At 47.9% G+C, this 15,025-nt stretch carries 13 protein-coding genes and 1 tRNA gene; 12 read left to right on the top strand and 2 right to left on the bottom strand.

From position 1 onward, the window contains the following. Window positions 1-69: 69 nt before the first annotated feature. The 8 genes from rph (at window position 70) to IEW26_RS18045 (ending at window position 8,904) form a co-directional block, all read left to right on the top strand. On the top strand, window positions 70-825 hold the full coding sequence (rph, locus tag IEW26_RS18080) for a ribonuclease PH (RefSeq protein WP_110898930.1): 756 nt from the start codon (window positions 70-72) through the stop codon (window positions 823-825). Between the two features lies 1 nt (window position 826). Then, window positions 827-1,450 carry an XTP/dITP diphosphatase gene (locus IEW26_RS18075; RefSeq protein WP_188593363.1) on the top strand — a complete coding sequence of 208 codons (624 nt, stop codon included), beginning with the start codon at window positions 827-829 and terminating at the stop codon, window positions 1,448-1,450. A 328-nt stretch (window positions 1,451-1,778) separates the two neighbouring features. Next, entirely contained in the window at window positions 1,779-2,621 is an 843-nt protein-coding gene (locus tag IEW26_RS18070) for an STM4015 family protein (RefSeq protein ID WP_188593362.1), read from the top strand. Window positions 2,622-2,624: 3 nt separating this feature from the next. Further along, window positions 2,625-3,836, top strand: a complete 1,212-nt coding sequence (locus IEW26_RS18065; protein ID WP_188593361.1) for an STM4014 family protein — start codon at window positions 2,625-2,627, stop codon at window positions 3,834-3,836. Beyond that, on the top strand, window positions 3,829-4,614 hold the full coding sequence (locus tag IEW26_RS18060) for an STM4013/SEN3800 family hydrolase (protein WP_188593360.1): 786 nt from the start codon (window positions 3,829-3,831) through the stop codon (window positions 4,612-4,614). Before IEW26_RS18065 ends, IEW26_RS18060 begins: the two co-directional genes overlap by 8 nt. 33 nt (window positions 4,615-4,647) lie before the next feature. Further along, window positions 4,648-6,012: an STM4012 family radical SAM protein gene (locus IEW26_RS18055; RefSeq protein ID WP_188593501.1), complete on the top strand. Its 1,365-nt coding sequence runs from the start codon at window positions 4,648-4,650 to the stop codon at window positions 6,010-6,012. After that, window positions 6,009-6,872, top strand: a complete 864-nt coding sequence (locus IEW26_RS18050) for an STM4011 family radical SAM protein (protein ID WP_188593359.1) — start codon at window positions 6,009-6,011, stop codon at window positions 6,870-6,872. The genes IEW26_RS18055 and IEW26_RS18050 overlap by 4 nt, the downstream gene beginning before the upstream one ends. 334 nt (window positions 6,873-7,206) lie before the next feature. Next, window positions 7,207-8,904: a methyl-accepting chemotaxis protein gene (locus IEW26_RS18045; RefSeq protein WP_188593358.1), complete on the top strand. Its 1,698-nt coding sequence runs from the start codon at window positions 7,207-7,209 to the stop codon at window positions 8,902-8,904. Window positions 8,905-9,110: 206 nt separating this feature from the next. On the opposite strand, the gene asnB is transcribed toward IEW26_RS18045, so the two are convergent. Next, on the bottom strand, window positions 9,111-10,955 hold the full coding sequence (asnB, locus tag IEW26_RS18040) for an asparagine synthase (glutamine-hydrolyzing) (protein WP_188593357.1): 1,845 nt from the start codon (window positions 10,953-10,955) through the stop codon (window positions 9,111-9,113). A gap of 194 nt (window positions 10,956-11,149) precedes the next feature. Here asnB and IEW26_RS18035 point away from each other — a divergent pair, with 194 nt between their 5' ends. Both IEW26_RS18035 and IEW26_RS18030 read left to right on the top strand, forming a co-directional pair. Continuing rightward, the gene (locus IEW26_RS18035) at window positions 11,150-11,449 is read left to right on the top strand and encodes a hypothetical protein (protein WP_188593356.1); all 300 of its coding nucleotides are present in this window, start codon (window positions 11,150-11,152) and stop codon (window positions 11,447-11,449) included. Between the two features lie 75 nt (window positions 11,450-11,524). Then, complete coding sequence (locus IEW26_RS18030; RefSeq protein WP_111268930.1) at window positions 11,525-11,881, top strand: hypothetical protein; 357 nt, start codon at window positions 11,525-11,527, stop codon at window positions 11,879-11,881. 400 nt (window positions 11,882-12,281) lie between these two features. On the opposite strand, the gene IEW26_RS18025 is transcribed toward IEW26_RS18030, so the two are convergent. Further along, window positions 12,282-12,575, bottom strand: a complete 294-nt coding sequence (locus tag IEW26_RS18025) for a magnetosome magnetite crystal formation protein family (protein WP_188593355.1) — start codon at window positions 12,573-12,575, stop codon at window positions 12,282-12,284. Between the two features lie 317 nt (window positions 12,576-12,892). Between IEW26_RS18025 and IEW26_RS18020 the strand changes: the two genes are divergently transcribed. Both IEW26_RS18020 and IEW26_RS18015 read left to right on the top strand, forming a co-directional pair. Beyond that, window positions 12,893-12,966 (top strand) — tRNA-Arg (locus IEW26_RS18020). Between the two features lie 1,030 nt (window positions 12,967-13,996). Beyond that, complete coding sequence (locus IEW26_RS18015; RefSeq protein WP_188593354.1) at window positions 13,997-14,776, top strand: class I SAM-dependent methyltransferase; 780 nt, start codon at window positions 13,997-13,999, stop codon at window positions 14,774-14,776. Window positions 14,777-15,025: the final 249 nt, after the last annotated feature.

Raw genomic sequence — 15,025 nt, 5'->3', positions numbered from 1 at the left:
ATAAAGGATTGTTGTTAGAGAGAAGAAATTCAACATTACAGGATGCTTAAGTCGTAGGAGGCAGAAAATATGAGATCTAACGGACGAACTAGCGAGCAGCTGCGCCCGATGAATTTAACAATTAACACGAATAAATACGCCGAGGGCTCTGTATTGATTGAAGTCGGTGATACAAAGGTAATCTGCACAGCAACCGTGGAGGAGCGGGTTCCTCCCTTCATGAAGGGTCAAGGAAAAGGCTGGGTCACAGCAGAATATTCCATGCTTCCTCGCGCTACACATACCCGGAACCAGCGTGAAGCCAATCGGGGGAAATTGACAGGGCGTACGATGGAAATTCAGCGTCTGATCGGTCGCGCTCTGCGATCTGTAGTGAATTTGCAGGCACTCGGTGAGCGTACCATTACGCTGGACTGCGATGTTATTCAGGCGGATGGAGGCACTCGTACAACTTCAATTACGGGATCTTTTGTTGCCTTGGCGCTGGCAGTGAACAAAATTGCGCAGCAGCACAAGCTGCAGGTGTTCCCGATTACAGACTTCCTGGCTTCCGTGAGTGTAGGCGTTGTAGGCGAACAGCCGGTGCTGGACCTGAACTATGATGAGGACTCGAAAGCCAAGGTCGACATGAACCTGGTAATGACAGGCAGCGGTAAGTACGTGGAGCTTCAGGGCACAGGTGAGGAAGCGCCATTTGACCGCCGTGAACTGAATGCGATGCTGGAGCTTGGTGAGCAGGGAATATTGGAGATGATCGAGCGTCAAAAGGAAGTGCTTGGACCGATTGCGCTCAAAATCGGCTCCCGCGGATTAGGAGAGGCATAAGATGAACCTGGATAGCCGGGTTATCGTTGTTGCCACTCGAAATGCAGGGAAAGTGCGTGAATTCGCACATGCCTTTGCGCCGCTGGGAAAAGAGGTCAAGAGCATGTTCGACTATCCGGAGCTGCCGGATGTTGTGGAAGACGGTGTGACATTTGCCGAGAACGCGTGGAAAAAAGCAAAAGCGGTTGGTGATGCGCTCGGGCTGCCCGTTCTGGCAGACGATTCAGGGCTTTGCGTTGATCTGCTGAACGGTGAGCCCGGGGTGTATTCGGCACGTTATGCGGGGGAAGGCGCAACCGACGCACAGAACAACGCCAAGCTGCTTGATGCGCTTGCGAAGCTGAAAGCAGGCGAGGATACACAGCCGCCGCTGCTGAGCACAGCAAGATTTGTGTGTGCACTTGTGCTGTATGATCCGGCAACCGGCGACAAGGTTGAAGCTGAAGGAGCGGCTGAAGGCTGGATTACGGCTGACGCAGCAGGTGAAGGCGGCTTCGGTTATGATCCTCTCTTCTATGTGCCGGAATATGAGATGACGATGGCTGAGCTTACGCTGGAGCAAAAACAGGCGATCAGTCATCGGGGCCATGCGCTGCGAGCACTTGTGTCCCGTTTGGAAGCCTAATAGGCATAAGAGACAAATTCATAATTATAACGAGACGTTGACGAAAATACATTTTCATTCATGGTATTGAGCTGTGGCTGATTTGTTTTTCGTTGGCGTCTTTTTTGTGTGTAATACGTCATACTTCAATATACCTAAATGAAAGGACTTATTCAGGAAGGAGACACATGAGAACATGTGTTCTTTTTCCTATGTGAAGAATAGGGTCCTTTGCATGATTGAGGAGCGCACTGGGACTGGGGTTGGAAGAAGTTGCAAGTCAGGCCGGGTATGGGTTAACATTCAAAATAGCAAATGATTATGGAACCATAAACGGGAGGGATTTGGCATGCAGGAAGTGAAGCTGGTGGTGTCTTACGATGATTATGAAGAAGGGAAGCGAATGGAGACGTTGATTCGCGAATTGGCGTCGAAACCGGAAGCGGCATCGCTGGAGAGTCTGATCATTGGAGATTGGGGACAAGCTTATGAAAATTCACCGATGGAATTCCATGATACGCTGATTGAGCTTGCCCCGAGTTTTCCTGCTTTGAAGAAACTGTTCATCGGTGATATGGAATCCGAGGAGTGTGAGATTTCCTGGATTGTGCAGACGAATCTTGCGCCCTTTGTACAAGCTTTCCCGAATCTGACCTCCTTTGTGATCCAGGGAAGCAGCGGTTTGGAACTGGAACCCCTGAAGCATGGCAAGCTTGAAGAGTTGATTATTATCTGCGGAGGACTGCCGAAGGCTGTATTAAACTCCATTGCTGCAGCCGAGCTGCCTGAACTGCGCAAGCTTGAACTGTATCTGGGCGTTGAGGATTACGGCTTCAATGGTTCGATTGACGATGTGCTGCCATTGCTGGAAAAGGGGCGTTTCCCCAAACTGGAGTACCTCGGATTAAAGAACAGCGAGATTCAGGATGAGATTGCCAAGGCGGCTGCAAATGCACCGATTCTCGACCAGATTCAGGTGCTTGATCTCTCGGAGGGAACCTTATCCGATGAAGGTGCAGAGGCACTGCTAGCCAGTGATAAGATCAAACAGCTGAAACATCTCAACCTGAGTTATCACTATATGTCGGATGAAATGATGGCTCGTTGGGAGCAGTCCGGCATCCCGGTGAATGTCAGTGATCAGCAGGAAAGTGATGAGGATGACTGGCGCTTCCCGATGATTACGGAATAATTCATGTCTGATCAACAGCCTTTGTTATTGATCGGCAATCCGGACAATCGGCGGACGGCGGGGCTGCAGGAGGCCAGGAAACGAATGGACATGAGCCCTGCTGTGGTGTTGTCGTATGAGCAGCTGCTTCGGACCTGGAGACAGGGCGGAACTCTGGCCGAGCTTGTGAAGTCGGTCCCCATCGCTGCTTCTCCGTTGATTCGACTGGATGCTCCGGGCGAAGACTGGCAGGTGGAGCGTGAGCTTTTACATCTGGGGGCCATGGACAATAAGATAAGGGGTAATGAGCCTTTTGGAGAGAGCTTGTCTGCCGAAGCCTGTCTTGCATTGGAGCAGCAGTGGGGCAGAATTTACGCCCCTGCTCAGTGGTTTCGCGGCTGGAAGGCTTGCCTGGAGCGGATCAGACTGGAGGCACGGGAGCAGTGGCCGGATGTGCGTTTCTGGAATGACCCGGCAGAGATTGGTCTGATGTTTGATAAAAGAGCATGTCAGCGGCATCTGTCACAACATGGGATCTCGGTACCGCCGTTATTGCCGTCCTCACAGCCTGTCACATGCTCGGAAACGCTGCGTGCGGCGATGCATGACTCGCGCATGCATCGGGTTTTTGTCAAGCTTGCCTATGGCTCGGGCGCTTCCGGGGTTGTTGCTTACCAGTTGAATCCGCGGACGGGGGCGGAGATCGCAACAACTACGGTTGGCATGGAAACGGTTCAGGGCCGGACTGTTTTTTACAATGAAGGGAAACTACAGAAATATACCAGCCGTGACGAAATTCGGATTCTCATGGACTGGCTCTGCGCTGAGGGCGCTCAGATTGAACGATGGATGCCGAAAGCAACACTGGATCAACGGGTGTATGACATTCGGCAGCTTGTCGTGGCAGGACAGGCTGGTCATGCCGTCATGCGTTTGAGTCGCACGCCAATAACCAATTTGCATTTACGCAACGAGCGGATGCTGCCAGCCGATGCGGGTCTGAGCGAGCAGTACATGTCGATGATTCAGCAGGCAGCACAACGTGCGATGATGACCTTTCCTGATTCATGGTCGGCTGGAATCGACGTGATGCTTACAGGTGGAATGAATCCCCGAGCCTATGTGCTGGATGTGAATCCATTCGGAGATTTGCTGTACCGTGTCCAGCATCAAGGCCTGAATGCTTATGAATGGGAAATGATGTTTTTGCGAAAGGAGCCTGTAACACATGCCTGATATGAACACCATTGTGGGCTCCCACGATATATTAATGATTACACTGGATACGCTGCGTTATGATGTCGCCAAGCTGGAGGAGCAGCATTGCCCTAATCTGTGTGGCTCTGGTTCCTGGGAGAAGAGGCATACCCCCGGGAGCTTTACGTACGCTGCACATCATGCTTTCTTTGGCGGTTTTATGCCTACACCTGCCAATACAGACAAGGCATCTCATATTCGCCTGTTCCATTCACGGAACACGGGACTGAAGACGCACCCTCATACGTGGCTGTTTGATACACCGGATATCGTGTCGGGCTTTGCCGCAGAAGGGTACCGTACGATCTGTATTGGCGGGGTTATTTTTTTTACGAAAAAGAATGCTCTTGCCAAAGTGCTGCCTGGTTATTTTCAGCAAAGTTACTGGAGAATGAATTTCGGTGTAACCAATCCAAGGTCCACAGAGAACCAGGTAAACCATGCACTAAAACTGCTTGACCAGACAGCACCGGACGAGAAGCTGTTTCTGTTTATGAATGTGTCGGCCATACACGGGCCTAATCATTATTACGTTGAAGGAGCGAGAGCAGACTCGGTGGAGAGTCAGCGTGCTGCTCTGCGATATGTGGACAAGGCATTAGGACCTTTGTTTGAAGCAATGAGGGGGCGTGAGCGGCCGACGTTCTGTCTGGTTTTTTCGGATCATGGTACAGCTTATGGCGAAGACGGGTACCACGGACATCGGCTTGCACATGATGTGGTCTGGACCGTGCCGTACCGTGAATTTATTTTATAAGGAGGAAGCCGGGTGAGTGATTATTCCGAGCAAATGGCAACAAGAGTTATACAGTCTGGTACTGATCCGGCGTCAAGTCTGCGTGACGTGCTGACATTCCCTTATCGTTCCTATCTGTACTCCTATCCACACAAGACCGCTTATCGGGAGCTGCAGCCGCCAATCCCGCTGCAGTCATTGTGGGAGAAGGAGGATACCGAAACCTATTTTTTGTACATGCATATTCCCTTTTGTGCGGCTCGCTGCGGGTTCTGCAATCTGTTTACTTTGCCGGACAAGCGGCAGGACAGCCACGAGCAATATGTGCACGCACTTGAACGTCAAGCAAAGCAGTGGGCACCCATTACATCACGCAGACCTTATTCAAGATTTGCTATTGGTGGAGGAACACCAACATTACTGAATGAGGTACAGCTCAGCCGCCTGTTTGATATTGCTGAACAGATTATGGGGCTCGACCCGGAGCAGGCGTCGATCTCGGTGGAGACATCACCAGACACGGTAACAGATGGCAAGTTAAGTATTCTGAAGGAGCGGCGAGTGGATCGGGTTAGCATGGGCATTCAGAGCTTTATTGAGGCAGAGGCATCTGCGATCTATCGTCCGCAAAAACCGCAGGAGGTAGAACGGGCGCTGGAGAAGCTGGCGCGGCATGATTTTCCACTGTTGAATCTGGATCTGATCTACGGGCTGCCTGGTCAAACGGTGGAGTCATGGACGTATTCACTTGAACGAGTGCTGGCTTACGAGCCGGGTGAGATTTTTATTTATCCTTTGTACACCAGAGAAAACACGATTGTAAAGCCTGAAGATATTCAGCGTCAGGGACCTGATATTCGTATGGAGCTGTATAAGGCCGCGCGTGAGCTGTTAAAAAGCAAAGGCTATACGCAGTACTCCATGCGGCGATTTGCAAAAGAGCAGTCTTCTGTCAAAGCATTGCTGCCTTACAGCTGTCAGGAAGAGGGCATGGTCGGTCTTGGATGTGGCGCACGCTCCTATACAAGCGAGGTGCACTATGCTTCCAAGTATGGCGTAACCTACAAAGCAACACAGAGCATTATTGCTGATTATGTTAACTCGGAACGTTATGATGCAGCGGATTATGGCATTGTGTTAAGCCTCGAAGAGCGGAGACGCCGTTTTATTTTAAAAGCGCTGCTTCACCAGGAGGGACTGATGCTGTCTGCTTACCAGGAACGCTTTGGGACAGCTGTAATGTCTGACTACCCGTGGTTGATGGAACTGCTGGAGGAGGATATGGCTTGTTTTGAGATGCATGCAGGTGAGCAAGTGCTTCGTTTGACAGAGGACGGGCTTGGTTACTCCGATGCCATCGGGGATTGGCTGATTTCTGCGGACATTCGGGAGCAGATGGAAGGATTTGTTTTTTCATGAGAGCGACGTTGTATTATCGGGGAAAGTTGTCTTCCTGCAATTATGATTGTCCTTATTGCCCCTTCAGCAAAACGGTGGATTCCAAAGAAACGTTAGCTATAGATCAGCAGCAGCTCCGGCAGTTTGTAAACTGGGTGAGAGAGCAGGAGCGGGAGGGTCATCGTTTCTCGATCTTTTTTAATCCATACGGAGAGGCCTTGGTACGTCGATGGTACCGGGAAGCGATGGTCGAATTGTCCCATATGCCCCATGTGGAGAAGGTGGCTGTTCAAACGAATCTGTCGGTCAAACTGGATTGGGCACGTGAGCTGCATGTAGATAAAGCGGCATTCTGGGCAACCTATCATCCCAGAGAGACGAAGGAGAGTTCTTTTGTCAACCAATGCATGACTTTACGGGAGATGGGCCTGTCTTTTAGTGTAGGTACGGTAGGGCTGCGCAGTGCCTTTCCGGCGATCGAATCCATGAGGAAGGCTTTGCCGGATGATGTGTATATGTGGATTAATGCGTTCAAGGATCGGCCCAAGTATTATATGCCGGACGAGGTTCAGTTTCTGCGCGGAATTGACCCGCTGTTTGAAGGCAATTTGCAAGACTATGACAGCTTGGGCAAACGATGTGCCGCAGGCTCGGACGTTTTTTATGTTCAGGGCTCGGGACATGTGAAAAGATGCTACAAGGATCGCCGCATTATTGGTCATCTCTATCGTGATGGCCTGCAGGCCTTATCAGCAGAACGACCTTGCGGTATGAAAAAATGCGGGTGTTATATCGGTTATATTCATATGCAGGATTCTCCGTTCAGAGATACATTTGGCACAGGGTTGCTTGAACGTAACCCGGCTTTTATACATCAATAAATTCATCTTTCAGCGATGTTTGTTGCAAACCGAAGGTTTGTATACAGACTCTTACTGAAAGGTGTTTTTTTTATTTTTACATAAGAGGTTATATGGAATTAATTGCAATTAAATAGGTCTTGACACGTTTTTAGTACAATTTATTTATTTTCTGTTTCAAGTTTGGTTCTTTTTGGGTTAGTATTAATTAGTAATAAAGACCTGTTTTAAAGATGATATGCATGTTTATTATATAGATCACATCTTTTTGTGGGTCTTTAGACTTAAACGAAGGAGGGTTGAATACGCAAACTTACAATTTATGTACTTTTATTGAATTTCGGGAGGAATCAACGTGAAAAGTGTATCTATTAGTCAAAAATTGCTGATCGGATTTTCATCTGTACTTTTGCTTTTAGTAGCGGTTACGGCTATATCCTATTTTCAATTTGTAAGTTTGGAGAGAACGTATACCAGTTTAATCAATGACCGAACCAGCAAGCTGCTGAACATCAAAAACATGTCAATTGATTTGAAATCACAACAAGTTGCTTTGAGAAACTATATTATGCAGCCTGGTCAGAAGAATGAGGACGCTTTTCAAAAGGCTTATGAAGATTACATAAACTTGAGTGAAGAATTGAAATCAACCGTTACAAGCTCGACAATGAAAGAATATTTAGCTCAATCCGATGAGATGATGGGCAAGTATTATGATTTTACTAAAAATATCATGTCTTTGACTCAACAAGGCAATACAGAGGAACTCTCACGCCTTATGGAAGAAACCGGGCCGCAGATCATTAGTGAATTTGAAGCCATCGTAGATTCCATGGAGAACCATCAGCAGAAAGCGATGGATGAAGGCATTGCTGCGGCCAATGTGCAGATCGCCAATGTGCTGCGTTTGATCAGCATTATAGGCATCATTGCGATCCTCATTGGTTTAGCCATTGCCCTCATTATCGGCCGAATCATCTCCAAACCGGTTCAATCTGTTGCCCGTGCGGCGAGTCGAATTGCAGATGGTGATCTGACAGGAGAGCCGATTATTGTCCACAACAAGGACGAGATTGGTGAAATGGCGTTTGCATTTAATACGATGTCCAGTAATTTGCGTACGCTTATTCATCAGGTGGGTGATGGTGCGGAACGTGTGGCAGCTTCTTCGGAAGAACTGACGGCGAGCACAGAGCAGACGGCCACTGCTACAGAGCAGGTGGCCAAGACGATGGAGGAAATCGCAACAGGCATGGATGCGCAGGTCCGTATGGTCAGTGAAGGCTTCCAGACGATGAATGAACTCGCGATCGGATTTCAGCAGGTAGCCGAGAATACAAACCTTGTGTCCGAGAAAGCTTCGGAGGCCTCGGCTCAAACGATCTCTGGCAGTGAGTCTATACGTTCAGCGGTTGGACAGATGAATTCCATTCAAACGACAGTATCTGGTCTTGCTTCAGTTATTGAGGAACTGAGTAAACATTCCGCTGATATTGTGAAAATGGTCGATACCATCTCTGAAATTTCGGCGCAAACCAATCTGTTATCGTTGAATGCAGCTATTGAAGCAGCAAGAGCTGGTGAACACGGACGAGGATTCCAGGTTGTTGCGACTGAAGTTCGCAAACTGTCAGAACAATCGGCGCAATCGGCCGGGGAGATTGTGACGCTGGTATCCTCTATTGAGACGGGGATGAGAAATGCTGCACAATCCATGAGCATGGTGTCATCCGAGGTTGCGGAAGGTATCCAGTTGGTGCATCAAGCAGGGGGCACTTTCGAAGATATTCGCAACGCGGTTAGCGGTGTGGCCGGGCAGACCCAGGAGGTCTCCGCTTCAATTGAACAGATGAATGCAGGTGTAGAGCAGATCAATGCATCCATGAAGTCGATCATGGAGGTAACGGAGAATGCGGCTGCAGGCACGGAGGAAGTCAGTGCGACGAGTGAGGAGCAGTTATCTGCAATGCAGGAGATTGCTTCGGCTGCCAATGATCTTTCATCTATGGCTGAGATGTTACAGCAGTCGGTTGCTCGTTTTAAAGTCTCGTAAAGTTTGTTGAATTCTTCTAAAGTCTTATTATTCAAGTATGTACAGGAATGCCCCTACACCATGTTGATAGTGTAAGGGCATCTTTGTTTTTACCCGTTCAAGATGCAAAAGATTGCAGGATGCGATGATTAAGAGGATAGATAATGCCATGATTGAAGAGATAGATAATACAATGATTGAGAAGAGCGATACGCACTTCAGTGAAATTAACGAATAGCTACGTTGTACGTTTTTAACCAGCCATTGATCTGGGTCAAATAAGCAAATAGCTGTGGTCCTGACATTAATTGTCCAAACCATGGCAGATTAGAAGAAGCTTCAGGTGAAGAGGCCAGATTTCGAATCTGTGCTTTGTCGATTAACGGTAAAATAGGAGATGCTGGATCATCCAGAATATCAAGTACCTGCTGTTTAACTGCTGCCAGATACTGAGGATCATGAGTTTTGGGATATGGGCTCTTTTTACGATATAACACATCATCAGGCAGCACGCCTTCAAGTGCTTTTCGCAAAATACCCTTCTCTCGTCCACCTGTTATTTTCATTTCCCAGGGAATGTTAAACACGTACTGGATCAGCCGATGGTCACAGTAAGGGACACGCACTTCCAGACCTGCCCCCATACTCATCCGGTCTTTGCGATCGAGCAATGTCGGCATAAAACGCGTGATATTCAAATAAGACATCACGCGCATCTGTGCTGTTTTGCCTGTCTCTCCATCCAGTAAAGGAACTTCGGCAACGGCATCCGAGTAACGGTCAGCCAGATAGTCCAGAGGTTTAATCCAGTCACGGATTTCCGGAGACAATAATCCGGCCCTCATATCAGGTGCGACTGACCAAGGGAATGTGCCGGAGTTTAGCATCTCATCCCGGTGGAACCATGGATAACCGCCAAACACTTCATCTGCGGCCTCGCCGGAAATGGCGACGGTTGCTCCTTTTTTAATCTCCTTGCAGAATAAATAAAGTGATGAATCCACGTCTGCCATACCCGGCAAATCTCGTACCAGCATAGCCTGATTCAGTGCGTGAACAAGCTCCCCGTTCTCAATCTCGATCCAGTGATGATCGGTTTTGAGCTCATCAACCATGCGTTGAATCCATGGGCCATCTGCACCGGGCTGAAAGGAATGCGCTTGAAAGTGCTTGGCGTTATCAACATAATCAACGGAATATGTGCTGACTTGACCTTGCCCTGTCCGGTTATAATAATCAACTGCCAATGCAGACAGAGCGCTGGAATCAAGGCCGCCGGATAAAAGAGAGCATACCGGAACATCAGAGGCTAACTGGCGCTCCAGCGTATCCTGTAACAAGCGCCGTACTTCAGCTGCAGTTTCCTCCAGGTTGTGTTCATGGTTGACGGATTCCAGCTTCCAATAGGCATACGTTTTGATGCCATTACGGCTGTAAATCATCGCGTGAGCGGGTTTTAACTCATGAAGTGAGGAATATACGCCGTGTCCCGGTGTTCGTGCAGGACCAACGATAAATACCTCTGCGAGCCCTTCCGGGCCGACTGCGGCCTCTACATCCGGATGAAGGAGCAGAGCTTTGGGCTCGGAACCGAAAACAAGGGCTTCCTTTGCATGGCTGTAAAATAGAGGTTTGACCCCTAGCCGGTCACGAGCTATGAAGACCTGCTCGCGCCCGCCATCCCATATGGCAAAAGCAAAAATTCCGTTTAACTTTTCAACGCACACAGGTCCCCATTCGATATATGAGGCAAGAAGCACTTCCGTGTCACACTGGGTACGAAAGTGATGCCCACGCTGAAGAAGCTCCTTCTTCAACTCGGGTGCATTGTATAGTTCTCCGTTATACACAACGGTATAGGAGGTATCTCCTTGTAATGCATGCATGGGCTGTGCCCCGTTCTCCGGGTCCATTACGCTCAGGCGGCGGTGTCCAAAAGCACAAGGGTTGGAAATCCACGTCCCTGAAGCATCGGGCCCGCGGTTCGATAAGCTATCCGTCATCCGGACCAGCAGCTCCGATTCCTGTGTCAAATCCCGATTCCACTGCACGAAGCCGGTTATACCGCACATGGTTAGTTCATCCTTTCTTGGTCGAGTCGTTCATCCGTATGCTGCCAAGCGTCGAGAGCAGCTAGCAAATGTTGTATTTTTCGTCAGAGGTCGTAACAAATATATGCCGAATGCAGGCATAAAATGTCTGTCCTCTTCGGAAACTACATCTAGGGATATCAGCCTCAAGCTGCCTGTGAAGGAGAGAGCATGCAATGGACAGGATCAATTATTACGTGTCTGTCATAGGCCGCTCGGTTATACCGGATTCGTCTGCATCATCCTATGAATGGGTGATTCAAGCCACACCGCAGGAAGCCGAGCATTTACTGGGATTGCTTTATCTTATGCAGGAAAAGGAAGAAGAAGCCTTTCCCGGGATGGTATTTCCGTGGCCCGACACGCCAGAACATGATGTGAACCGTGCATATGAAGCGGTTTTGCAGCAGGTATATCGAGAGATTTACCGGCTAGGCACACCGGAGACCCGGCAACAAATTGAACAAACGACATGAACAGAGCGGGCAACATGACTGAAGCTGGAACGAAGCAATGAAGCAAATGATTAGAACAAAAGGAGAGAGATGACGATGTATGCCATTCAGGATGCTAAAATACGCAGATTAACGGAAGTGGACGGATTATCTTGTGCAGAGGTGGAAGTACAGCCTGGCAACGCGGGAGATCCGTCATTACTTGTATATGTTGCTTCAACCCAGCCGGGGAATGAGCTTCAGGTGGTGCGCATTGTACGCAATCACTCGGATGCAGCGATTGACTGGTATAACAATAACATGCATACGGCTTTTGAGGATGCGACAGATACAGCGTTTGAAAATAGCGAAGGCGTCACAGCCGAGGAGGACAAGGCGCAGTTTCAAAGTAACCTGTTTGCTTTTGGTTTGCTTGGCCCCACACTTCAGCGGTATCTGATCGGTCAAGCGTGAGGGGAAAAGATCAAAGTTATTGTTAGCGAGTGAATTAGAGGTATCGTTAGGGTGGAACCAAACCAGATCAAAACTGGGCGTGTCTGAAAACGATGAAGGCAGGAAGCAGATTTTGCACAATTTTTGTTCCGGGCCAGGAAATTTACCACAGGCGTGCCAGGGCACGTTAAGGAAAAGTAGGGCAGCAAGGGGGCGGAAAGGGTGGTAAAAGATGCACTTCAGTGGTTTCAAGACACTCCCTAAGTAGTGTGGTTTTAATTGTAGTATGAGTGTAAACACACATAACCCCGCCGGGTACGGCGGGGGTGTTGTCATTTTGTCAGCATTCGGATCACATGCGAGTGAATTGCTGAGCAGATGAGATGAGATGAGATGTGATGTGATATTCACTGCTGCGGGATCAATAGTATTCACGCAGAACCTGAATGCCTTTTACGATATTGTACACAAAGCTCAGGCCATAGATGACAAAGAACAAAACAACAAAACCGACAGCTGATCCCACGCTTTGGGAGGTCACGAAGAAATATAATAGCGGAATCGCAGCGAGGAATGGGAAGATATGGGAGAAGAGTGCACGCTTTGCATGTCCTGCGATGTATTCATCCCGCGCAACAATCCATACAATGATGGGAAATAGAAAAGGTGCAAAGAAGATACTGAAATAGGATAATGATGATAAAAGTTGTCTCATAGCTAATCTCTCCTTCAATAAAACTTTGAAATGTATGTATGCAAACCAATTACCCTTCATGTGGGAAGTTGAATAAGTAGGGGATGTGCCGCACCCGTTGATGATGGCTTGGGCGCAAGGTTTTGGACAGGCTTCCCGTAGAAGAGTGTTATTACTATTACCTCAAAACCAATAGCTTATTCGGCTTCAGATAGCAGTATGCATACTATACGGCGCAGGGCGTTTAGTGGATGCATTATTAATTTTAATAAAACTATTGAAAAATATAGAAATCGGAGTATAATAGAGAACGTTCCGCATTTTTGTTATACATACTTGTCTCAGTAGCTCAGCAGGATAGAGCAACGGCCTTCTAAGCCGTCGGTCGGGGGTTCGAATCCCTCCTGGGACGTCATGAAGAGAAGCATCCTTCGGGAAGCTTCTTTTTGCGTTCAGGGGATGAGAACCCCTAGGGTTCGTCGAAGCATCGGCTTCGGGAGGAAAGGCATCGCAGTCTCGCCTGCAAGGCGAGTATCCCTCCTGGGACGTGAGTCCAGATGGGCAAGCTTGATGATGTGGGGGGAGCACAGTGAGTTCACCGTAACCTTTAGCACAACCAACGTAACCCTCACAACTATCACCATCACAAACATGAAAACACGCAACCACCGCAACCACTGCAAACGCGCAAACACCGCAAAAACCACAACCACAACCACAACCACCATCATCATCGGTACCAACGTCACATCAAAATTTTAACGATTCAGAGAAGCGTTATTTGCCTCATTTATTGCATTCTAAAAATCTAACGAATCGTAGAAAGCTTATTTCGTCTATTTCACGAGTTTAACACTCTTTTTCGTTCCATTTAGCCTAAATAGCGTTTCCTCGAATCGTTAGAATTGGATTATGCTCAAATTCACTAGAATAAGGTTGTCTCGATTCGTTAGAATTACCGATGTGAATGGAGAGGAGCTCTGGTGGGGGCGGGCATGCAAAGGAACAGGATAAGAATTAATGCTGTATTTACAAAGTAAGTTAATGAGCACTTAGTGGCAGAAATTACGCCGCGCCAGGTCGCCATCCCCCGTAGAAGGAAATGCATGCGCCCCCAGTCAACGTGTCTCGTAGAAGAAGCCCGCCCAACACGGTACCCGGTTTTACTCTTCCAGCGAAAAATCTGGCAGCAAGATAATGCCTGCGCCAAACACACCAGCGACGGACCTTAACGGAAGATCAATTCCAAGCTAGTCACCGAAAGAACTGCCAAATAAATGACTAACTGTGACATTCAGTTTCTAGTATGCATTCAGAAGAATAGATGCCCGCTCGCTCCTTAATTTGTTTTACCTATAAGATAGATAGATTAAATATATTTAAACAATAAGATGAATTGTGCCACAATATATCTATCAACAGCGAAAGCGACGGTGGAGAAGATGAAATCAATTAATCAGTGGCAGGCCGAGGACTACGACAATCAACTGGCTTTTGTATCGGAGTATGGAAAAAGTCTGATTTCCTGGCTGCGTCCCCAAGTGGGTGAGTACATTCTCGATCTCGGTTGCGGAACCGGAGATTTAACGCATGAGATTTCTCTTTTGGGAGCAGAGGTAACCGGTATGGATGCTTCCTCGGATATGATTGCCCGGGCAAAGCAAAAGTTCCCGCAACTGGAGTTTATGGAGGCGGATGGCGAGCACTTTCATACAGAACGAGCATATGACGCTGTGTTCTCGAATGCTGCTTTACACTGGATGCGTAATTCCAGCGACGTTGTAGACTGTGTATGGAACGCCTTGAAGCCGGGAGGGCGATTTGTAGCTGAATTTGGCGGGCAGGGCAATGTGCAGATCATTGTGAAAGCGGTGGAAGAGGTGCTGGAGCGACATACAGGCATCAACGCAGCGGAACGTAATCCTTGGTATTTTCCGACCATTGGGCAGTACAGCCGTATTTTAGAGAACAGGGGATTTATGGTTCGTCAGGCCTATCACTACGATCGTCCTACTAAACTGGCAGATGGTGAGGATGGAATTGCAGGCTGGCTGACTCATTTTGGAGATGATTATTTCAAGGGGGTTAACCCCGAACAGGTGAAGGAATGGTGTCAGGAAATTAGCGAAATCGTCAAACCTAAGCTGTGGAAAAATGATGCGATTTATGCAGATTACAAACGACTGCGTATTGAAGCATTCAAGCCAGAAAATCAAGTTTGAATAATTTAAAAACTTTGTTATATGAATTTAAAACTATAGAAAAAGAATGTCTGAACCACATCTCCGCCCTACCATAAGAATGTTTTAATTCGAATAAAACTCACTCAAAACCATGCGTTTATCTCATTCAGAGATGTATGGTTTTTTCTTGTCTCCAACCCATATTTTGAATTTGAATATTCAAACGACAGGAATATACAAATGCGAATGTTTAACCTACTAAAGACCCATATAAGTAATTTCTATATC

It is taken from the genome of Paenibacillus silvae, from assembly GCF_014639235.1.
GTDB lineage: Bacteria > Bacillota > Bacilli > Paenibacillales > Paenibacillaceae > Paenibacillus > Paenibacillus silvae.
The sequence above is the reverse complement of the archived record's forward strand: the minus strand, read 5'-3'. Positions and strand labels throughout refer to the sequence as shown.